Consider the following 19,011-nt stretch of genomic DNA (forward strand, 5'->3'; position numbering starts at 1 on the left):
CCGGGTCGGGGAATTCGCCCGGGTGTACCAGGGGGTGTCTCAGGTGGGCCCCCTGTTTTGGCTTCGTGGGGGGGGGGGGGGGCCCGCGGGCGGGGGGCCCACCCCTCAGCGGCGTTCCGCACCGGCCCCGGCCAGTCCCGCCCCGGCCAGTACGTAGGCGGCGAGGGCGTGCAGCGGCATGAACCCGCCCGGGCGGTCGATCTCGTCCATGAAGGACAGGGAGAGCACCGCCCAGATCAGCCCGCCGCCGACCATCAGCGTGATGTTGCCGGTCTCCCGCATGAGGCGCATCCCGGCCCCCAGCAGGAGGGGCATGAGACCCCAGGAAGAGGCCGTGGTCACCAACGACTCGAAAGCGCCGGCGAAGATCGTCGCCTCGCCGGTCGCCGCTTTGCCGCGGGCCCATGCGTAGCCGGCGGTCATGAGGGCGTGACAGACGGCGGCGGCCGCGGTGGCGCTGATGGCGCCTTTGACGAACCGTGCGTACCTCATGGCGGGAATCCTCGTCCGTCGGTGAAAGCCGGTCAGTCCCCGGGCGCGAGCGCCGCCGCCGTGGCCTTCACGAAGGCCTCCCGGTTGTCCAGCATGATGTTGTGGCCGCAGTCGGGGATCGCGACGACGGACACTCCGGCCTCGGTGAGGGCTTCGGTCCCGGGAAGCGGGCCGTCGGACTCGGGAAGCAGGAAGGCGCGGGGGATCTTCAGCTCCAGCAGCAGCTCGCGCATCGTGGGGGTCGTACCGCGGGTGAGGTGGAAGGCGCTGCGGTGCAGGGCCTCGCGGCCGGCCAGGCGCATCGTGGACCACCAGTGCGGGCCGACCCGGTCGCGGACCTCCTCCCAGCCGCCGCCCGTCACGAACTCCTCCTCGGAGTACGCGGCGATGCCGCTGCTGCCCGAGGAGCCGGGTGCGCGCGGGATGGGATCGAGGTTGGCGTCGACGAGCACCAGGCGGGAGACCAGCCGGGGATGCCGGGCCGCCAGGACGATCGCCACCGAGCCGCCCATACTGTGGGCGATCACTTCGGCGGCCGAGACGCCCGCTGCCGTCAGGGCGCCGGCGAGCGCGTCGGCATGGGACTCCAGGGCGTAGTCGAAGTGCGCCGGGCGGTCGCTGATGCCGTGGCCCAGCAGGTCGACCAGCAGCGAACGGCGACCGGCCAGGCGCGGATCGACCGCGACTTCCGTGAAGTAGGCGGGCGAGGTGGCGCCCAACCCGTGCACATAGACGCGCGCGGGCTCCCGCCCCGGCAGTTCGACCCAGCGGATTCGATCGCCCTCGGGCGTTACGGCGGCGCTGCGCACGGTCGGTGTCCCCCGGGTCATGACGTCGGTGTCGGTGGACAGCCAAGAGTAGTCTGCGGCATGGAGTTCTTCTGCTACCACCGCGACCGGCCCGGCTCCCTGCCGCTGCGCGAGGAGCTGGGGGAGGCGCACTGGGCCTACATGGACCGGTACGAGGCGAAGTTGATCGCCCGCGGGCCGACCTTCGCCCCCGACGGGGAGTCGCCGAGCGGCAGCGTTCACATCGTCGACCTGCCGGACCCCGCGGCCGCCCGCGCGTTCGCCTTCGACGAGCCCAACTACCAGGCCGGTGTGTACCGGGACGTGCTGCTACGGCGATGGCGCAACCTGCTGGGCCGCACCATGTGGGACTTCCCCGGCGGCCGTACGGGCGATGACCGCCACCTCGTCCTGGGGCTCGGCTCGGGCCCGGCCGCCGACCTCGACGTACCGCCCGGCCACCACGAACTGATCGCGTACGGGCCGCTGTTGTCCGACGACGGTGCCATGTGGCTGGGCACGGCGGCGCTGGTGCGGGCGCCGGACGCGGAGGCGGCGCGTTCCGTGCTGACCCGGGAGAAGTACGACGACATCGAGGTGCACGACTGGGAGTTCGGCGGACGCCGGTGAGGCGCGGAGCGGGGCGGGGCTGGGGAGGGAAGGGGACCGCTCGGTGCGCGAACGGCCCCCGCGGTACGTGCCGGGTGCGCCCGGCGTCAGCCCTGTTCCACGCCCAGGGTCAGCGTGCCCGCGTAGCCGGCGGACGTCGTGCTGCCGAGCGGGGTGAGGGTGAGGAGGCCCGAGGCCGCGCCTCCGTCGTCGTAGATCGAGTCCCGGGCCAGGGTGGTGCGCGGGACCGTGTTGACCTTGTACGTGGAGAGTGCCGCGACCCTGGCCGTGATCGTCTCGGCGAAGAAGAGCTGGCCGGTGTGGAGTTCCCGGCCGCCGGTGAAGGAGCCGTCAGGGGTCAGGGTCACGTTGGTGTGGACCTTGATGTGGATGTGCACGCAGCGGCCCCGGTACCAGCCGGGGTAGACCGTGGTGATCGCCGCGACTCCGCGCGCGTCGGTGAGGACGCCGCCGCGCAGGAACGTGCCGTTGTCGGGTTCGTCGTGGCCGTTGTCGCCCACGAAGCCGGAGTACTCGCCGAGGGCGTCGCAGTGCCAGATCTCCACCAGGGCGTTCTTGAGCGGGGCGCAGGTGTCGTCGTCGACGACCGTCAGCGTCAGCTTCAGGGGGATGCCCGTCTTGTCCTCCCGGATGTCGGAGCGGACGTACTGGCCGTCGAGGTAGTACGGGCCTTCGGTCAGCTCCTTCGTCAAGGTGCAGACGGCTGCGGCGGCGACGGGGGCGGTGGGCCCGGTCTCCTGGGTGCCCGGGTCGGCCGGGGTGACCGCGGCGCCGACGGCCAGCGTGGCGGCGGTGGCGCCGGTGGCGAGCAGAACGGTGCGGCGGCCGATGGGGGTGTCGGGGTGCTTCTTCGGAGTTTCTGTCATGGACACGGCAGAGTAGAGGCGGAATCTGTCGGCGGGCTGTGAGTTCGGCAAAGTGCTGCGGCGTCAAGTATCTGACGAGACAGGTACTTTACGGGTCCCGGTGGGCCACTCGCTTCTTCGCAGTGTCGTGCTTCCGCGGCCTGCATCAAGGGCGCTTCGCGTCGCCTTCGGCGATGGCCCTGCGGGCCACCCTTGACCCAGGCCGCTCCAGCACGGGGGAGAAGCGAGCGAGCGGCCGGGGAGAAACGGGTGGCCAGGGGCGTCAGGCCCGCTGGTGGGTGGCGTGGCTGTCCGGCGTTGTGGGACGCGCCAGCGGAGTGGCGGCACGCCGGGTCGGCTCAGCGGCCTGCGGGCCGTCAGGAGTGGCGCATCGGCAGGGGGTGGGCACGCCGGGTGGGTTCGGCGGCTGACGGCTGTCGACCGCACACTGGCCCTCATGCCCAGTCAGAAGGGGTGGGCCCTGTGGTGTTTGGAGCGGATGGGCCAAGAACGCCGACAGGTTGGCCGGTCAGTGCCGGGTGGTGTGACCCGAACGCTCCAAAAGTGCCCGGCACCCCCGCCCCCACACCACCGTTCGCCGCTGAGCCCGCCCGGCGTGCGGGCGAGGCGCGAGTGCGTTCGCCCGATGCCGATCGGCGATGCAACGGGCCGTTGACCGCAGGCAGGCCTGGCCACCCGCCTTTCCGGGCCGCTCGCTCGCTTCTCTCCCGTGCTGGAGCGGCCTGGGTCAAGGGTGGCCCGAAGGGCCATCGCCGAAGGCGACGCGAAGCGCCCTTGATGCAGGCCGTGGAAGCACGACACTGCGAAGAAGCGGGCGGCCCCGACGGTTGCTACCTGGCGGCGTGGGTGAGGAAGGCCGCCCAGGTGGTGGGGGAGAGGGTGAGCCGGGGGCCCTGCTCGTTCTTGGAGTCGCGGATGTGGACGGCTTCCGGGGAGGTGGCTATCTCGACGCAGTCGCCGTCGCCGCCACTGCTGTAGCTGGACTTGCGCCAGATCATGTCCGACGTGCTCATGGCTGCAGGCGTTGCCGCTCCGCCCTGGCAGCCCACTGCGCCTCGATCTGATCGTCGTCCAGGGGAGGGAGCAGCACCAGCTCGCCGAACTCCTCCCGGCTCAGCCCCGCGTGCTCGCGCAAGCCCTGGACCACCGCCCCGAACGTGCGCAAGCTGTCCGAGGACTCCGGCTCGCCACCCGTTCCCGCCCCCACCGTGCCATCGACCACCGTCGATCACCTCCCGGGCGCCATGGTTACGGCACGTCACCAGTACTGTCCAGCCAGTGACCGCGTACGCTGCGCCGGCGTACGCGGCTGCGACCTCGCGCAATGGGGGTCGGGGCGCGGGAAATTGGCCGTATGGCAGCACCTGGCTCGCCGACCGGTGGGAGGTCCTGGAGTGGAAGCCGTCGCCCGGCAAGACCGTGCGGGCCGAGGTCAGACTTTTCCCGGCACCCTGAAATAGCCTTCTGTGCAATGGGGTTGGCGATGGCATGACCAAGAAACCCGCACCCCGCCTTCTGTCCGACGCAGCCCTCTCCGACCTGCTCGGTGCGCAGCAGTTCGGCACGCTCGCCACCGTCAAGCGCAGTGGCCACCCCCACCTGACCACCATGCTGTACAGCTGGGACGCCGAGTCCCGCACGGTGCGGTTCTCGACGACGGCCGACCGCGTCAAGGTCAAGCACCTGCGGCGCGAACCGCGTGCGGCACTGCATGTGCAGGGCACGGACGTCTGGTCGTTCGCCGTCGCCGAGGGTGAGGCCGAGGTCTCCGAGGTCACGGCGGTCCCTGGCGACTCGGTCGGCCGGGAACTGCTCGCGATGATCCCGGCGGGCGCCGCACCGGAGGTCGAGGACGCCTTCCTCAAGCAACTGGTCGACGAACGGCGCCTCGTCGTCAGGCTGAAGGTGGACCGGCTGTACGGGACCGCGCTCGACATCGAGGGATAGGGCTGCGGCGCGCTGAGCGCATGAACGGGCGCCGTCGCCGTCCGAGTGCCCCGGCACGGGTGCTCGGACGGCGCGACAGAGGTGTTACCCCGCCTGCCCCATCCCCGCCGCATTGGGCCAGTTCTGGGCCGCGGGCCAGCCCGTGGCCGGGGCCGGTGTCAATCCGTTCGTGCCCCGTACCTGCGCGGCCGTCAGGCCGCCGCGGGCCGGGACGCCGGGCGGTGTGGGGCCGGTGAACGGTGCGGCCATGGGCGACGACGCGGGGACGGGGGCCGGCGCCGGAGCAGGGACCGGCGCCGGGGCTTGGGCCACGGGGGCCAGGGGCGGTGCCGGGGCGGCCATCGGCTGGGGAGCGGGCTGCGCCATCGGCTGGGGTATCTGCGGCTGCGGTATCTGCGGCTGGGGTATCTGCGCCGCAGCCGGCATCGGCATCCCGCCGCCCGCACCCGCCGGTACGGCGGACGCGGCGGCGGGGAGCGGCATGCCGATGCCGGTGGCCGGAGTGGGGGCCGGGGCGGGCACCAGTCCCGGCCCGCCGACGGCACCCGTGCTCGCGGCGGCAGGGGCGGGCGCCTGTGCGGGGGAGAAGCCCTGGCCGCCGCCCGTTCCCGTGCTCGCGGCAGCCGGAGTCGCGACGAGCCCCGGCCCCCCGGCCGTCGCCGCGGCGGCGGGCATGGGGGTCGGCACCGCTGCCGGGGCCGCTCCCATCGCCTGGGCCGCGAGCCCCCGCATGCCCGACCCGTTCGTCTCGCTCACCAGCCGGTCCACGGCCGCCGTACCCGAGCTGTAGCTGGTCCCATTGCCCAGCTCGGGTACGGCGGCTCCCCTCCTGGACGTCCCGTAGAGCACCTGTTCCAGGCCGGACACCAGGCGACGCACGTCCACCTGGGGGCGCACCACGAGACGCAGGAAGCGGCTGGACGAACCGATCTTGTTGCCGCACTCGCGGACCAGGATGCGGTGCTCGGTGAGCATCCGGTCCCGGACCACCGTGCCCTCGGCGCCCACGGGGAGGCGCACGAAGAGGAAGTTGCCCTGCGACGGGTAGACCGTCAGCCCGGGCAGGGAGGACAGCTGGCCGGCCATGTCGAGGCGGTCGCGGCGCACCTGCTGGAGGCTCTGCGCGTACTCGGCGCCGTGCTCCTTGAGCATGAAGACGACGTGCTCGGCGAAGGAGTTGAGGTTCCACTTCGGCAGCATCGAGCGGATCCGGCCCGCGAGCGCCGGGTTGGCGACGAGGTAGCCGAAGCGGATGCCGTGCAGGCCGAAGTTCTTGCCGAGACTGCGCAGCACGACCACGTTGGGCCGCAGCATCGCCTCCTGGACGACCGACGGCTCGGCCTCGGCGTCCGCGAACTCCAGGAACGACTCGTCGATGACGACCAGGTCGAGGTCGGCCATGGCGTCCATGAACTGCACGATGGCGTGCTTGTGCAGGAAGCCCCCGTCGGGGTTGTTCGGGTTGCAGATGACGGCGACGCGGGTGCCGCGGGCCCGGATGAACTCGGCGTACTGCGCGAGGTCGAGGGCGAAGCCGCTGGACTCCTGGAGCGGGAACATGTCGACCCGCTTGCCGGTCTCCATGGGCTGGTCGGTCCAGCGGCCGAAGGTGGGGACGGGCACGGCGAGGGACTCGCGGACCAGCAGGTGGTCGATCCAGGTGATGAGCTCGGTCGAGCCGTTGCCCATGGCCACGCACTGCGGCGGCAGCTGGAGCAGGCTGCACAGCTCGGCCGTGATGGTGTCGGCGCTGCTCGGGTAGTACGTGATGATGTCGCGCAGCCGGCCCGCCATGTCCTCGAACATGGCCGGGGTCGGGAAGTAGGGGTTGCAGGGGATACAGAAGTCCACGGGGCCGGCTCCCTCGCCGCCCTCCCGTGTCAGAGCCGCCATCGACGGGCTGTGAGCCGCGGTACTGCGGAACAGCGACGTGACGTTGTCGGCCATGGAACCTCCGTATGGGGCGGGTCCGTTGGGGACGGACGGACCCGACGTTTAAGGGCGGCCCGCGCGGGGGAGCGCGGGCCGCCCTTTCATACGGAGATCACGGTGACACCGTTCAACCGTCGGTAAAACGGTCGGGAAATGTGTTTAATCCGTGAAGACCTGTCAGTGGCCTCAGCAGCCGAACGTGTGGATCGTGGTCGTCCGGTACGTCTGTCCGGGCCGCAGCACCGTCGACGGGAACTTCGGCTTGTTCGGCGAGTCCGGGAAGTGCTGCGTCTCCAGGCACAGCGCGTCGCCCTGCCGGTAGGTGCGGCCGGACGGGCCGGTCAGCGTGCCGTCGAGGAAGTTGCCCGAGTAGAACTGCAGGCCCGGCTCGTTCGTGGCGATCTTCAGGGTGCGGCCGGAGGCCGGGTCGCGCAGGGTCGCCACGTGCTCGGGCCGTGCGGTGATGCCCTTGTCGAGCACCCAGTTGTGGTCGAAGCCCTTGGCGGTCACCAGCTGCGGGTGCGAGGTGCGGATGTCCCGGCCGATCGGCTTGGTCCGGCTGAAGTCGAACGGCGTGCCCGCGACCTTGGCCAGCTCGCCCGTCGGGATCAGGCCCGCGTCGGTGGGCGTGTAGCGGGAGGCGGCTATCTGCAGCTCGTGGTCCTCGATCGTGCCGCTGCCCTCGCCGGCCAGGTTCCAGTAGACGTGGCTGGTGAGGTTGACGACGGTGGCCTTGTCCGTGGTGGCCTCGTAATCGATGCGCCAGTCACCGTGCCGGGTGAGCGTGTACGTCACCTTCGTCTTCAGCGTGCCCGGGTAGCCCATCTCGCCGTCGACACTCGTGTAGTACAGGTGCAGGCCGACGTCGGAGCCCTTCACGAACGGCTCGACGTCCCACACCCGCTTGTCGAAGCCCTGGGTGCCGCCGTGCAGGCTCTGCTCACCGTCGTTCACGGACAGCTGGTAGTTCTTGCCGTCGAGGGTGAACTTGCCCTTGCCGATGCGGTTGCCGTAACGGCCGATCAGGGCGCCGAAGTACGGGGTCTTCGCGACGTAGTCCGCGAGGTTGTCGAAGCCCGCGGAGACGTTGGCGTAGCGGCCGCGGCGGTCGGGGATCTCCAGGGACTGGACGACACCGCCCCAGGAGAGGACCTTCAGGCGCGTGCCGCCGTTCTCCAGTGACCAGCTGTAGACCTTCGTGCCGTCGGCGAGCTTGCCGAAGAGCGTCTTCACCGGCTTCCTGCCTCCCGTGGCGTGTGCCGTACCGCCGAGCGTGGTGGCGGCGATGCCCGCCGCCGCTGCTCCCGCGATGACCGTGCGTCTGTTCAGTTCCATGCGTGCGGCTCCCGAATAAGGAAAGGGCCCCGCCTTCCGGCGGGGCCCAGAGCTGACTTACGAACCGACCTTGCGCTTGTTCCACACGTCGAACCCGACCGCCGCCAGCAGCACGAGGCCCTTGATGACCTGCTGCCAGTCGGTGCCGATGCCGACGAGGTTCATACCGTTGTTCAGCACGCCCAGGACCAGGCCACCGATGATCGCGCCGAGGACGGTGCCGACACCGCCGCTCATCGACGCCCCGCCGATGAACGAGGCCGCGATCGCCTCCAGCTCGAAGTTGAGGCCGGCCTTGGGAGAGGCCGCGTTGAAGCGGGCGGCGAAGACCAGACCCGCCAGGGCCGCGAGCATGCCCATGTTCAGGAAGACAAGGAAGGTGACCTTCTTGTCCTTCACGCCCGACAGCTTGGCCGCCGGGAGGTTGCCGCCGATCGCGTAGATGTGGCGGCCGATGATCGCGTTGCGCATCACGTAGCCGAAGCCGACGAGCAGCACGCCCAGGATGAGCAGCACGATCGGGGCGCCCTTGTAGCTGGCCAGCAGCATGGTGAGGGTCAGCACCGCGGCGCCGATCGCGACCAGCTTCAGCAGGAACAGCTTGGCGGGCGGGACGTCCAGGTTGAACTCCTGCTGCCGCTTGCGGTCCCGGACCTCCTGGAAGATCACGAAGGCGATCATCGCGAAGCCCAGCAGCAGCGTGAGGTTGTGGTAGTTGGTCTTCGGACCGACCTCGGGCAGGAACCCGTTGGCGACCTTCTGCAGCCCGTCGGGGAACGGGCCGAGGGTCTGGCCCTCCAGGAAGATCTCCGTCAGACCGCGGAAGATCAGCATGCCCGCCAGGGTCACGATGAACGACGGTATGCCGCCGTACGCGATGAAGAACCCCTGTACGGCGCCCGCGACCGCGCCCACGGCCAGGCACAGCACCACGGCGAGGGGCCAGGGCAGATCCTGTTTGACCATGAACACCGCGGCCATGGACCCGACGAACGCCGTCAGCGATCCGACCGACAGGTCGATGTGGCCGGCGATGATGACCAGCATCATGCCGATCGCGAGGATCAGGATGTAGCTGTTCTGCAGCACCAGGTTGGAGACGTTGCGCGGCAGCAGCAGGTCACCGTCGGTCCACACGGCGAACAGGACCACGATCAGGCCCAGGGCGATCAGCATGCCGTACTGCCGCATGTTGCGGCGCATGCCGTCCATCACCAGCTGCAGCAGGCCGTCGCCCCCGGCCCCGCCGCTCTTGCCCGGCGGCGCGGGGGCCGGGCTCTTGGCGGTCACGTCCGTGCTCATCGGGTTACCTCTTTGTCCTTCGTCATCTGACGCATCAGCGATTCCTGGGAGGCCTCGGCCCGCGAGAACTCACCCGTCAGCCGCCCCGCGGCCATCGTGTAGATGCGGTCGCACATACCGAGCAGCTCGGGCAGCTCGGAGGAGATGAAGACGACCGCCTTGCCCTGGGCGGCCAGCTGGTCGATGACCGTGTAGATCTCGTACTTGGCGCCGACGTCGATACCGCGGGTCGGCTCGTCCAGGATCAGCACGTCCGGACCCGAGAAGATCCACTTGCTGAGGACGACCTTCTGCTGGTTGCCGCCGGACAGCTTGCCGACCGGCTCGAACACCGTCGGCGCCTTGATGTTCATGGACTTGCGGAAGCCCTCGGCGACCTGCCGCTCCTCGTGCTCGTCGACCACACCGCGCCTCGCGACCTTGCCCAGGGCGCTCAGCGAGATGTTCCGGTTGATGGTGTCGATGAGGTTGAGGCCGTAGTGCTTGCGGTCCTCGGTGACGTACGCGATGCCGTGCTTGACCGCCTCGGGGACGGTCTTCGTACGGATCTCCTCGCCGTCCTTGAGGACCGTGCCGTCCGCGTACCGGCCGTAGGTCCGCCCGAAGACGCTCATCGCGAGTTCGGTACGGCCGGCGCCCATCAGACCCGCGATGCCGACGATCTCGCCCCGACGCACCTGGAGGGACACGTCGTCGACGACCTTGCGCTGCTGGTCGATGGGGTGGTGCACGGTCCAGCCGCGGATCTCCAGGGCCGGGGCCGCGCCCTCCTCGGGCTCGTGCGGCGACCGCTCCGGGAAGCGGTGCTCCAGGTCGCGGCCCACCATGCCGCTGATGATCCGGTCCTCGGAGGTCTCCTCGGCCTTCACATCGAGGGTCTCGATCGTCTTCCCGTCGCGCAGGATCGTCACCGAGTCGGCGACCTTGCGGATCTCGTTGAGCTTGTGGGAGATGATGATCGAGGTGATGCCCTGCTTCTTCAACTCCAGGATCAGATCCAGGAGTTTGCCGCTGTCCTCGTCGTTCAGGGCGGCGGTCGGCTCATCCAGGATGAGCAGCTTCACCTTCTTCGACAGGGCCTTCGCGATCTCCACGAGCTGCTGCTTGCCCACGCCGATGTCGGCGACGCGGGTGTCCGGGTGGTCGGCCAGACCGACCCGGCGCAGCAGCTCGCTCGCGTGCCGCAGGGTCTCGGTCCAGCTGATGATCCCCCGGGTGGCGTGCTCGTTGCCGAGGAAGATGTTCTCCGCGAGGGAGAGGTAGGGCACCAGGGCCAGCTCCTGGTGGATGATCACGATGCCGCGTTCCTCGCTGGCCCGGATGTCCTTGAACTGGCAGACCTCTCCCTCGAAGAGGATGTCGCCCTCGTACGTGCCGTGCGGGTGGACGCCGGAGAGGACCTTCATCAAGGTCGACTTGCCGGCGCCGTTCTCCCCGCAGATGGCGTGGACCTCGCCCTGGCGGACGGTCAGTGTGACGTCCGACAGCGCCTTGACGCCGGGAAAGGTCTTGACGATCGAGCGCATTTCCAGGACGGGTCCCGCCATGGTCGTGCCTTCCAATCAGTGGTGGAGCGTCGGTCGGTGGCGGGGACTACTTGAGGTCGCTCTCCTTGATGTAGCCGGAGTCGACGACCTCCTTCTGGTAGTTCGACTTGTCCACCGCGACCGGCTCCAGCAGGTAGGCGGGGACGACCTTCGAACCGTTGTCGTAGGTCTTGGTGTCGTTGACCTCGGGCTTCTTCTTGTTGAGCAGCGCGTCGACCATGTTCGAGGACACCTTGGCGAGCTGACGGGTGTCCTTGTAGACGGTCATCGACTGCTGGCCTGCGATGATCGACTTCACCGAGGCGACCTCGGCGTCCTGGCCCGTGACGACCGGCAGCGGCTTGCTCTTGGAGCCGTAATCGTCGGACTTCAGCGCCGAGAGGATGCCGATGGAGATGCCGTCGTAGGGGGAGAGGACGGCGTCGACCCGCTGGCTCTTGTAGGCAGACGTCAGGATGTCGTCCATGCGCTTCTGGGCGGTGCCGCCGTCCCAGCGCAGTGTGGTGACCTGGTTGAGCTTGGTCTGGCCGGAGCGGACGACGAGCTGCTTCTTGTCGATGTACGGCTGCAGGACGTTCATCGCGCCCTGGAAGAAGTAGCGGGTGTTGTTGTCGTCGTTGGAGCCGGCGAACAGCTCGATGTTGAAGGGGCCCTTCTTGGAGCCGTCCTTCAGGCCGAGCTTCTCGACGATGTAGGTGCCCTGGAGCTCGCCGACCTTCTCGTTGTCGAAGGAGGCGTAGTAGTCGACGTTCTGCGTGCCGAGGATCAGGCGGTCGTAGGAGATGACCGGGATGTTCGCGTCCTTGGCCTGCTGGAGCACGTTGTTCATCGACTTGTTGTCGATCGCGGCGATGATCAGCGCCTTGACGCCCTGCGTGATCAGGTTTTCGACCTGCGAGACCTGCTGGTCGGGGTCGTCCTCGCCGTAGACCAGCTTGGTCTTGTAGCCCTTGGACTCGAGGTCGGCGACGACGTTCTTGCCATCGGCGATCCAGCGCTCGGAGGACTTGGTCGGCATCGCGATGCCGATGGTGGCGCCCTTGGTGTCGCCCCCGCTTTCCTTGCTGCCGCCCTCGCCGCTCTGGCCGCAGGCGGACAGGGTCAGGGCGAGGGAGGCGGCTCCGGCTATGGCGGTGAGAGCGGCTCTGCGGTTACGCATGATCATCATCCTTGATCTGTGGCAGGGCTCGGTCTCAGGCGCGAAGTCGATCCGGGTGGTCGTGCCGGAAAGACCGAGAAGAGATGTGGTGGATTGTGGTCGGCTGTGTCTTCTTTTGTAAGCCGAGTAGCCGGAACGTTATGACGAGGTTTCGAAACGTTGCAGATCGCCCGGCAGGCGGGACCCCAGCGGCGCCATGTCGCCGTCCGCTCCGTGGCGGGCCAGGAGGTCCAGGGCGAGCCGTCCGCGGCGCACCCGCTCCTTGGCCGTGGCCAGGGTCAGCTCCCGCATGTGCTGCCCGTACGGGTAGATCCCGGGGGTCTTGGACAGGCCGAACTTCAGGTACAACGGGGCCCCGCGTCTGATGAGTTCGGCCACCTCGTACATGCGGATGTAGCCACCGAGGTCGTCGGGAGCCTCGATGTACATGTCCATCGGCGCGCCCGACACCCGGCGGATCTCGGTGAGGTGATCGAGCGTCAGGTCGCTGGGCACGTTGACCGAGTCGGCGCCGAGGCGCTCGTACACCGCGTAGGCGGCCGGGTTGACCGGGCCGATGAGCGCGGAGACCTTGAGTGTCGTGTCGGCCGGGATGATCCCCGCGGCCCGGGCCCGGTGCAGCGTCCAGAGCACGCCCTCGTCGGCGACGAGCAGGCACTTGACGCCCAACTCGGTTGCCCTGACGGCGTCTTCGACGCAACCGGCGACAGCGTCGTGGCCGCGGGCGCGCAGCCCGGCCCCCCGTGAGTCGGTGCGCGTGGACCCGCCGATGTCCCAGGTGCCGCGCGGGCCGGTGAACAGGCAGAGCTCGATGTCGCGCTCACCGGTCGACTCGACCATCTCGGTGATCTCGGCGTCGGACAGCATCCAGACGCCGCTGCCCTGGCTGATCCGGTGGATCGGCACGTCCAGCCGCGAGGCCTCCTTCAGGACCACCGCGAGCGCCTCGGGGCCCTCGCAGGAGGGGATCTCGGTGCGCCAGCGGCCGCCGCCGGGGAAGGAGTGTGCGGAAGTGTCGGCCGGGTCGGGGGCGGGCGCGCTCAGACCCAGCGCGGTGAGGGCCGGCTCACCGGGCCTGCGGGCTGCCGTGGCGGAAGCGTCGGTCACAGGACTGTCCTTCGGTTCGATATTTCGGACGAGGTTCACGGCTCTGAGTGGGGCAGGGCTGAGCACGGGCACGGCCGCGCGGAGGGCGCAGCCGGACAAGGGGTAGAGCTGGTGTACGCCGGTACGGGAGCCGTCAGGTTGCTCCCGTACCGGCGTACGTCTAGGGGCGGAGCAGGACCTTGCCCACCTTCGGATCGCCGGCCCCGACCAGCTCGATGGCCTGCGAGAACTCGGTGAGCGGCAGCTCGTGCGTCACCAGCGGCAGCGGATCGAGCAGACCGGCGGCGAACACCCGCACCGTGTGCGCCCAGGCGTCCGGCGGCGCGCCGAAGACGGTGTGCACCTCCAGCTGCTTCACGACGAGGTCGGTCGGGTCGAGGCCCTCGGCGCCCGACGCGGGGATGCCGGTCAGGACCAGCCGCCCGCCGCGCCGGAGCAGACCGGCGGAGATCCGGGCGGCGTCCGCGGACCCGGCCGTCTCGATCACCACGTCGATGTCGTCCGGGAGTTCCTGGTCCTTCGTCCGGAAGTCCGTCGCGCCGTACTGGCGCGACAGCGCCTCACGGTCCCGGCGGGTGCCGACGACCAGCAGCTCGGACGGCGAGTTGGCCTTCAGGAACTGCACGGCGAACATGCCGAGGGTGCCGGTGCCGACCACGGCGACGCGCTCGCCGGGCTGGGCGTTGCCCTTCAGCGCGGCGGCCGCGATGCAGGCGGCGGGCTCCAGGAGGGCCGCGGCCGTGAGGTCGCAGTCGTCCGGGAGGGCGTGCAGGAGACGGGCCGGGAGGGTCAGCGTGGCCGCCATCGCGCCCGGCTGGGTGAACCCGGTCTCCTCGTACCCGGCCGTGCACAGGGTCGTGTCGCCCGCGTGGCAGCGGTCGCAAACCTGACAGTTTCGAAAGCCCTCGCCGACGACCTTGCGGCCCACGAGCGACGCCGGGACACCGGCGCCCACGGCCTCCACCGTCCCGGACCACTCATGGCCCGGGGTCAGCGGATAGCGCACATAGCCCTCGGGGCGATTGCCCTGGTAGACCTCGCGGTCGCTGCCGCAGATCCCGGCGGCGTGCACCCGCACCAGGGCTTCGCCGGCCTCGGGCCGCCGCGGCTCGTGCGGGACGAGCCGGTGCTCGCCCGGGGCGTCGACGACGACCGCGGTGCTCACTTCGAGCCCTTCGGCTTGCGCTGTTCCCAGCCCTCCGCCCAGAGGTCGAAGCGGGCCTGCTGCTGCGGGAACTCGGCGGCGGCGTCGACGTCCAGCTCCACACCGAGGCCCGGGGCGTCGGAGAGGTGGAAGCAGCCGTCCTCCGGGTTCACCTGCGGGGCGCCCTTGACCACCTTCTTGATCTCCGCGTCGGCGAAGTCGTTGAAGTGCTCGAGGATCTTGAAGTTCGGGGAGGTGAAGCCGACCTGCAGAGACGCGGCGGTCAGCACCGGGCCGCCCACGTTGTGCGGAGCGACCAGCATGTAGTGAGTCTCGGCGGTCGCCGCGAGCTTGCGGGTCTCCCAGATGCCGCCGATGTGGCCGACGTCCGGCTGGATGATGTCGACGGCCTGGCTCTCGAACAGCTCGCGGAACTCGATCCGGTCGTGGATGCGCTCACCGGTGGCGACCGGCATGTCGACCTTGGCGGCGACCTTCTCCAGCGCCTTGAGGTTCTCCGGCGGGACCGGCTCCTCCAGCCACGCCGGCTTGAACGGCGCCAGTTCCTTGGCAAGGCGCACGGCCGTGGCGGGAGAGAAGCGGCCGTGCATCTCCAGCATCAGCTCGGCCTCGGGGCCGATGGCGTCGCGGACGGCCTCGATCAGCGAGACCGCGTACAGGGTCTCCTTGTGGTCCAGCTCGAAGTGGCCGGTGCCGAAGGGGTCGATCTTCAGCGCCCGGTAACCGCGCTCCATCACGCCCCGGGCGGCCTTGTGGTACGCCTCCGGGGTGCGCTCGGTGGTGTACCAGCCGTTGGCGTACGCCTTGACCTTGTCGGTGACCTTGCCGCCCAGCAGCTGCCAGACGGGGACGCCGAGGGCCTTGCCCTTGATGTCCCAGCAGGCCATCTCGATCACGGCGATGCCGGACATGACGATCTCGCCCGCACGGCCGTAGTCGCCGTACTTCATGCGCTTGACGAGGTCCTCGACGGCGAAGGGGTCGGAACCGAGGATGTGGTTGGTCTCGGCCTCCCGCAGGTAACCGAGGAGGGCGTCGGTGTGTCCCAGCATCCGGGTCTCGCCGACTCCGGTGATCCCCTCGTCGGTGTGCACCTGGACGTAGGTCAGGTTGCGCCACGGCGTCCCGACCACGTGTGTGCTGATTCCGGTGATGCGCACGGCGGTTGTCCCTCGCAGCTTCGTCGGCTCGTTCTGTCAGTTTGTTCCTGCAGCGTCCCGTTCGCGTTCCGGCGCCTCGTCTTGTTCGAGATTTCGGCACACGTTCGAAATGCTGGCGTGACAGTAAGGATCGGGCGGTGGGGGTGTCAATGGGTGGCGCACATAACGGTTTCGACAGTTTCGAAACCACGGAGCGACCGTGTCCCTACACAACCTTCACAGTTGGATCTAGGAACGTGACCGGCGCGGAACTTAATCTTCCCGCGTCATGGACTACTGCGACCCGTGCCGACGGCACCTCAACGGCGCCCTCGCCTGCCCGGGGTGCGGCACCTCGGCCGACCCGCTGCGTCGGAGCGACCCGGTGTACGGCGGGTACGACGCCACCGCCCCGGGGCACACCGGCGACGGGCCGGAGGGACCGTCCGGACAGCACGAGTCGCACGCCCCCGACGACGGGCACCACGACGCATACGGCGAGGGACGTGGCGACGCGTACGACGACGGGCACGACGGCCCGTACGGCGACGGACGTGACGACGCATACGGCGACGGACACCACGACCCGTACGGCGATGACGACGGCGAGCGCGCGGGGCGCGCGGCCCGGCGGGGCGGACGTGGGCGCGGTCCGGCCCCCGACGGTCCGGGCGGGTCGAGCAGACGGGACCGCAAGGCCGCGGCGCACCGCCGCCGGCGCCGCCGCACCCTGTTCGTGGCCGCCGGGTTCGTACTGGCGGCCGGCGGCCTGAGCCTCGCGGAACTCGGCCTGGACGCCCCCGGTTCGAATCCGAGACCGGCCGCGGCCGGGGGCGAGTCGGCGGACGGGGACGCCTCGCCCGAGGCGGGGGCGCCGGGAAGCGGTTCGGGTGGCAAGAGGGCCGGGACCGACGGCCCGTCAGACTCCGCTTCGCCGACGGCGTCTGACTCACCGTCCGCTTCCGCATCCCCGAAGGGCGAGAACTCGGAGTCCCCCAAGGGCGGCGAACCCTCGAAGGATCCCGAGTCGGCGGCGGGAGGTGCTCCCAGCGGCCCGGCGCCCGCCCCCACGGCAGCCCCGCCCACCTCGGGCCCGGGTCCCGGTCCGACCGCGGATCCGACCACCCAGCCCCCGCAGCCGGAGCCGTCCGCTTCCGAGCCGTGCAAACGGTTCCTCTGGTGGTGCACGTAGCGTCCGCTCGGCCGATTGCGCGAGGCGGCACCGATTGAGGCGCCGGCCACGAGTGCGCGGCCGCGGTCCGGCCACGCGGGCGGACAGCCCGCGACGGGAGCGGTTCCGCTCCTTGCCGGGATCCGAACGGCCCGTGCGCCGGTCGCGTCCGACCGCGTCGCGAGCAGGCCGCCCCACCCGGTCCTGCGCGGCGTAGTCCCTCGACGGCATCGCTCACGTACCCGCCGCGCCCCGAACAAGCCGCCGCACGCGGTCCTGAGCCACCGGATCTCCTGACGGCGGCGGCCCCTGCCTCAGTCCAGCATGCGCCGCAGCGCGTCCCGCAACGCCACCCGCTCCTCCTCGGAGAGCCCGGCCAGGGGCTCCCGGGCGAACCGCAGCGACTCCCGCAGGTTCCGGGCCACCTGCCGCCCCTCCGCCGTCGCCGCCGCCACCTTCACCCGGCGGTCGGAGGGGTTCGGCTGCCGCTCGACCAGGCCCCGCGCCTCCAGCCGGTCCACGATCCCCGTGACGTTCGACGGCTCGCACTTCAGCTGCTGGGCCAGCCTCCGCATCGGCAGCGGCTCGAGACACAGCAGGCTGAGCAGCCGCGCCTGCGCGCCGGTGAGGGCGTGCTCCGCCGCCGCGGACTCGTAGTCCTCGTGGAACCGCGCCACGACCTCCCCGATCAGCTCGACGACGTCGAGAGTCAGCTGATCCGGACGGGTGCCCGCCATTTCGGGCGTCGGTGTGGTGGAAGCCATGCCTTCGAGGGTACCCGGTTATTTGACAACCTGAAATTTTCAGGAGCATGGTTGTTTCAGGTACTGAAACATCGAGTCAGTGAGGTAAGGCGCATCATGACCGACACCCCCGCCCTCCCCGCCGTCAGCCGCGAGTGGCACCTGGCGAGCCGTCCCGTCGGCTGGCCGAAGCCCGAGGACTTCGCCTTCGTCGAGGTGGACGTACCGCAGCCCGGTGAGGGTCAGGTCCTCGTCCGGAACAAGTACCTCTCCGTGGACCCGTACATGCGTGGCCGGATGAGCGACGCCAAGTCCTACGTCGCCCCCTTCGAGCTGGGCAAGGTCATGCAGGGCGGTGCCGTCGGCGAGGTCGTGGCGTCGAACGCCGAGGGGCTGTCCGTCGGGGACCACGTGCTGCACTTCCTCGGGTGGCGCGAGTACGCGGTCGTCGGCGCGAAGAACGCCGTGAAGGTGGACGCGGACGCCGCGCCGCTGTCGACGTACCTCGGTGTACTGGGCATGACCGGCCTCACCGCCTACGCGGGCCTGCTGCGCACCGCCGCCTTCAAGGAGGGCGACACCGTCTTCGTGTCCGGTGCCGCCGGCGCCGTGGGCGGCCAGGTCGGCCAGATCGCCAAACTGAAGGGCGCCTCCCGGGTCATCGGCTCCGCCGGTTCGGACGAGAAGGTCAAGCTCCTCACGGAGGAGTACGGCTTCGACGCCGCCTTCAACTACAAGGAAGGGCCCGTCGCCGAGCAGCTGCGCGCCGCCGCCCCCGACGGGATCGACGTCTACTTCGACAACGTCGGTGGTGACCACCTCGAGGCGGCCATCGGCTCCCTCAACCAGGGCGGCCGGATCGCCGTCTGCGGCATGATCTCGGTCTACAACACCACCGAGCCCGCCCCGGGCCCGAAGAACCTCGCCCGCCTGATCGCCACCCGCGGCCGGATCGAGGGCTTCCTGGTCGGCGACCACTACGACCTGCAGCCGCAGTTCGTGCAGGAGGTCGCGCCCTGGGTCGCCTCCGGCGAGCTGAAGTACCGCGAGACGGTCGTCGAGGGCATCGAGAACAACCTGGAGGCGTTCCTGGGCGTTCTGCGCGGCGACAACACCGGGAAGATGATCGTCAAGCTCTGACGCCTTCCCTCGGGATTCCGGCATGCGGTAACTTGTTTCCGAATCCGTCCCGGTCCGGGCGCGAGCCGCGGCGGACGACCTAAGGAAACAACCGCATGCCGATCCAGCAGTCCGACGTCCTGTACACCGCCGTCGCCACCGCCGAGAACGGGCGCGACGGCCGGGTCGCCACCGACGACGGCAGGCTCGACGTCGTCGTCAACCCGCCGAAGGAGATGGGCGGGAGCGGCGCCGGCACCAATCCGGAGCAGCTGTTCGCCGCCGGGTACAGCGCGTGCTTCCAGGGGGCCCTCGGTGTCGTCGCCCGTCAGGAGGGGGCCGACCTCTCCGGTTCGACCGTGACCACGAAGGTCGGCCTCGGCAAGAACGGGGACGGCTTCGGGATCATCGTCGAGATCTCGGCCGCCATCCCGAAGGTGGACCGGGGGACCGCCCGGTCACTGATCGAGAAGGCCCACGAGGTCTGCCCGTACTCGAAGGCGACCCGCGGCGACATCACCGTGACGCTGGTCTGACCACGCTCGTTGCGTACGCGGAGGCCGCACCCT

Annotated in this window: 18 protein-coding genes and 1 pseudogene; 5 read left to right on the plus strand and 14 right to left on the minus strand. The window is 70.0% G+C overall.

Annotated elements, in window-relative coordinates:
• Positions 1 to 105 precede the first annotated feature (105 nt).
• Both ABTX60_RS32405 and ABTX60_RS32410 read right to left on the minus strand, forming a co-directional pair.
• Positions 106 to 492, minus strand: a complete 387-nt coding sequence (locus ABTX60_RS32405) for a hypothetical protein (RefSeq protein WP_352100574.1) — start codon at positions 490 to 492, stop codon at positions 106 to 108.
• Between the two features lie 32 nt (positions 493 to 524).
• On the minus strand, positions 525 to 1,301 hold the full coding sequence (locus ABTX60_RS32410) for an alpha/beta fold hydrolase (protein ID WP_352100676.1): 777 nt from the start codon (positions 1,299 to 1,301) through the stop codon (positions 525 to 527).
• A gap of 60 nt (positions 1,302 to 1,361) precedes the next feature.
• Between ABTX60_RS32410 and ABTX60_RS32415 the strand changes: the two genes are divergently transcribed.
• Entirely contained in the window at positions 1,362 to 1,910 is a 549-nt protein-coding gene (locus tag ABTX60_RS32415) for a YciI family protein (protein ID WP_352100575.1), read from the plus strand.
• A gap of 86 nt (positions 1,911 to 1,996) precedes the next feature.
• Here the strand turns inward: ABTX60_RS32415 and ABTX60_RS32420 are convergent, their stop codons facing one another.
• From ABTX60_RS32420 to ABTX60_RS32430, 3 genes and pseudogenes are all read right to left on the minus strand, one after another.
• A complete protein-coding gene (locus ABTX60_RS32420; protein ID WP_352100576.1) occupies positions 1,997 to 2,776 on the minus strand; it encodes an intradiol ring-cleavage dioxygenase in 780 nt (259 codons plus the stop codon).
• Positions 2,777 to 3,606: 830 nt separating this feature from the next.
• Complete coding sequence (locus ABTX60_RS32425) at positions 3,607 to 3,789, minus strand: DUF397 domain-containing protein (RefSeq protein ID WP_352100577.1); 183 nt, start codon at positions 3,787 to 3,789, stop codon at positions 3,607 to 3,609.
• A gap of 74 nt (positions 3,790 to 3,863) precedes the next feature.
• Positions 3,864 to 3,998 (minus strand): annotated as a pseudogene (locus tag ABTX60_RS32430) (transcriptional regulator); the annotation flags it as partial.
• Between the two features lie 266 nt (positions 3,999 to 4,264).
• Here ABTX60_RS32430 and ABTX60_RS32435 point away from each other — a divergent pair.
• A complete protein-coding gene (locus tag ABTX60_RS32435) occupies positions 4,265 to 4,723 on the plus strand; it encodes a TIGR03618 family F420-dependent PPOX class oxidoreductase (RefSeq protein ID WP_352100578.1) in 459 nt (152 codons plus the stop codon).
• An 84-nt stretch (positions 4,724 to 4,807) separates the two neighbouring features.
• Here ABTX60_RS32435 and ABTX60_RS32440 read toward each other — a convergent pair whose 3' ends face one another.
• The 8 genes from ABTX60_RS32440 to ABTX60_RS32475 form a co-directional block, all read right to left on the minus strand.
• Complete coding sequence (locus tag ABTX60_RS32440; RefSeq protein ID WP_352100579.1) at positions 4,808 to 6,670, minus strand: pyridoxal phosphate-dependent aminotransferase; 1,863 nt, start codon at positions 6,668 to 6,670, stop codon at positions 4,808 to 4,810.
• A gap of 171 nt (positions 6,671 to 6,841) precedes the next feature.
• On the minus strand, positions 6,842 to 7,990 hold the full coding sequence (locus ABTX60_RS32445; protein ID WP_352100580.1) for an aldose epimerase family protein: 1,149 nt from the start codon (positions 7,988 to 7,990) through the stop codon (positions 6,842 to 6,844).
• Positions 7,991 to 8,047: 57 nt separating this feature from the next.
• The gene (mmsB, locus tag ABTX60_RS32450; RefSeq protein WP_352100581.1) at positions 8,048 to 9,292 is read right to left on the minus strand and encodes a multiple monosaccharide ABC transporter permease; all 1,245 of its coding nucleotides are present in this window, start codon (positions 9,290 to 9,292) and stop codon (positions 8,048 to 8,050) included.
• On the minus strand, positions 9,289 to 10,839 hold the full coding sequence (mmsA, locus tag ABTX60_RS32455; RefSeq protein ID WP_352100582.1) for a multiple monosaccharide ABC transporter ATP-binding protein: 1,551 nt from the start codon (positions 10,837 to 10,839) through the stop codon (positions 9,289 to 9,291). The genes mmsB and mmsA overlap by 4 nt, the downstream gene beginning before the upstream one ends.
• Positions 10,840 to 10,885: 46 nt before the next feature.
• The gene (gene chvE, locus ABTX60_RS32460) at positions 10,886 to 11,998 is read right to left on the minus strand and encodes a multiple monosaccharide ABC transporter substrate-binding protein (protein ID WP_352100583.1); all 1,113 of its coding nucleotides are present in this window, start codon (positions 11,996 to 11,998) and stop codon (positions 10,886 to 10,888) included.
• A gap of 138 nt (positions 11,999 to 12,136) precedes the next feature.
• Positions 12,137 to 13,105, minus strand: a complete 969-nt coding sequence (locus tag ABTX60_RS32465) for a hypothetical protein (protein WP_352100584.1) — start codon at positions 13,103 to 13,105, stop codon at positions 12,137 to 12,139.
• A 160-nt stretch (positions 13,106 to 13,265) separates the two neighbouring features.
• Complete coding sequence (locus ABTX60_RS32470; RefSeq protein WP_352100585.1) at positions 13,266 to 14,270, minus strand: zinc-dependent alcohol dehydrogenase; 1,005 nt, start codon at positions 14,268 to 14,270, stop codon at positions 13,266 to 13,268.
• Entirely contained in the window at positions 14,267 to 15,430 is a 1,164-nt protein-coding gene (locus ABTX60_RS32475) for a mandelate racemase/muconate lactonizing enzyme family protein (RefSeq protein ID WP_352100586.1), read from the minus strand. The genes ABTX60_RS32470 and ABTX60_RS32475 overlap by 4 nt, the downstream gene beginning before the upstream one ends.
• Before the next feature lie 268 nt (positions 15,431 to 15,698).
• Here ABTX60_RS32475 and ABTX60_RS32480 point away from each other — a divergent pair, with 268 nt between their 5' ends.
• On the plus strand, positions 15,699 to 16,601 hold the full coding sequence (locus ABTX60_RS32480; protein WP_352100587.1) for an SCO2400 family protein: 903 nt from the start codon (positions 15,699 to 15,701) through the stop codon (positions 16,599 to 16,601).
• A 293-nt stretch (positions 16,602 to 16,894) separates the two neighbouring features.
• On the opposite strand, the gene ABTX60_RS32485 is transcribed toward ABTX60_RS32480, so the two are convergent.
• The gene (locus tag ABTX60_RS32485; protein ID WP_352100588.1) at positions 16,895 to 17,344 is read right to left on the minus strand and encodes a MarR family winged helix-turn-helix transcriptional regulator; all 450 of its coding nucleotides are present in this window, start codon (positions 17,342 to 17,344) and stop codon (positions 16,895 to 16,897) included.
• 96 nt (positions 17,345 to 17,440) lie between these two features.
• Between ABTX60_RS32485 and ABTX60_RS32490 the strand changes: the two genes are divergently transcribed.
• Both ABTX60_RS32490 and ABTX60_RS32495 read left to right on the plus strand, forming a co-directional pair.
• Positions 17,441 to 18,463 (plus strand): NADP-dependent oxidoreductase, encoded by a 1,023-nt coding sequence (locus tag ABTX60_RS32490; RefSeq protein WP_352100589.1) that lies wholly within the window; start codon positions 17,441 to 17,443, stop codon positions 18,461 to 18,463.
• Between the two features lie 95 nt (positions 18,464 to 18,558).
• Positions 18,559 to 18,978, plus strand: a complete 420-nt coding sequence (locus ABTX60_RS32495; protein WP_352100590.1) for an organic hydroperoxide resistance protein — start codon at positions 18,559 to 18,561, stop codon at positions 18,976 to 18,978.
• Positions 18,979 to 19,011: the final 33 nt, after the last annotated feature.

The organism is Streptomyces sp. NPDC126510 (assembly GCF_040302345.1).
Classification (GTDB): Bacteria; Actinomycetota; Actinomycetes; order Streptomycetales; family Streptomycetaceae; genus Streptomyces.

What these genes read in the sequence shown, in the direction of transcription:
- mmsA (WP_352100582.1), bottom strand. Translation starts at nt 10,839, where the DNA reads ATGGCGGGACCCGTCCTGGAAATGCGCTCGATCGTCAAGACCTTTCCC.
- ABTX60_RS32435 (WP_352100578.1), top strand. Translation starts at nt 4,265, where the DNA reads ATGACCAAGAAACCCGCACCCCGCCTTCTGTCCGACGCAGCCCTCTCC.
- ABTX60_RS32445 (WP_352100580.1), bottom strand. Translation starts at nt 7,990, where the DNA reads ATGGAACTGAACAGACGCACGGTCATCGCGGGAGCAGCGGCGGCGGGC.
- mmsB (WP_352100581.1), bottom strand. Translation starts at nt 9,292, where the DNA reads ATGAGCACGGACGTGACCGCCAAGAGCCCGGCCCCCGCGCCGCCGGGC.
- ABTX60_RS32485 (WP_352100588.1), bottom strand. Translation starts at nt 17,344, where the DNA reads ATGGCTTCCACCACACCGACGCCCGAAATGGCGGGCACCCGTCCGGAT.
- ABTX60_RS32405 (WP_352100574.1), bottom strand. Translation starts at nt 492, where the DNA reads ATGAGGTACGCACGGTTCGTCAAAGGCGCCATCAGCGCCACCGCGGCC.
- ABTX60_RS32415 (WP_352100575.1), top strand. Translation starts at nt 1,362, where the DNA reads ATGGAGTTCTTCTGCTACCACCGCGACCGGCCCGGCTCCCTGCCGCTG.
- ABTX60_RS32495 (WP_352100590.1), top strand. Translation starts at nt 18,559, where the DNA reads ATGCCGATCCAGCAGTCCGACGTCCTGTACACCGCCGTCGCCACCGCC.
- ABTX60_RS32440 (WP_352100579.1), bottom strand. Translation starts at nt 6,670, where the DNA reads ATGGCCGACAACGTCACGTCGCTGTTCCGCAGTACCGCGGCTCACAGC.
- chvE (WP_352100583.1), bottom strand. Translation starts at nt 11,998, where the DNA reads ATGCGTAACCGCAGAGCCGCTCTCACCGCCATAGCCGGAGCCGCCTCC.
- ABTX60_RS32425 (WP_352100577.1), bottom strand. Translation starts at nt 3,789, where the DNA reads ATGAGCACGTCGGACATGATCTGGCGCAAGTCCAGCTACAGCAGTGGC.
- ABTX60_RS32420 (WP_352100576.1), bottom strand. Translation starts at nt 2,776, where the DNA reads ATGACAGAAACTCCGAAGAAGCACCCCGACACCCCCATCGGCCGCCGC.
- ABTX60_RS32480 (WP_352100587.1), top strand. Translation starts at nt 15,699, where the DNA reads ATGGACTACTGCGACCCGTGCCGACGGCACCTCAACGGCGCCCTCGCC.
- ABTX60_RS32490 (WP_352100589.1), top strand. Translation starts at nt 17,441, where the DNA reads ATGACCGACACCCCCGCCCTCCCCGCCGTCAGCCGCGAGTGGCACCTG.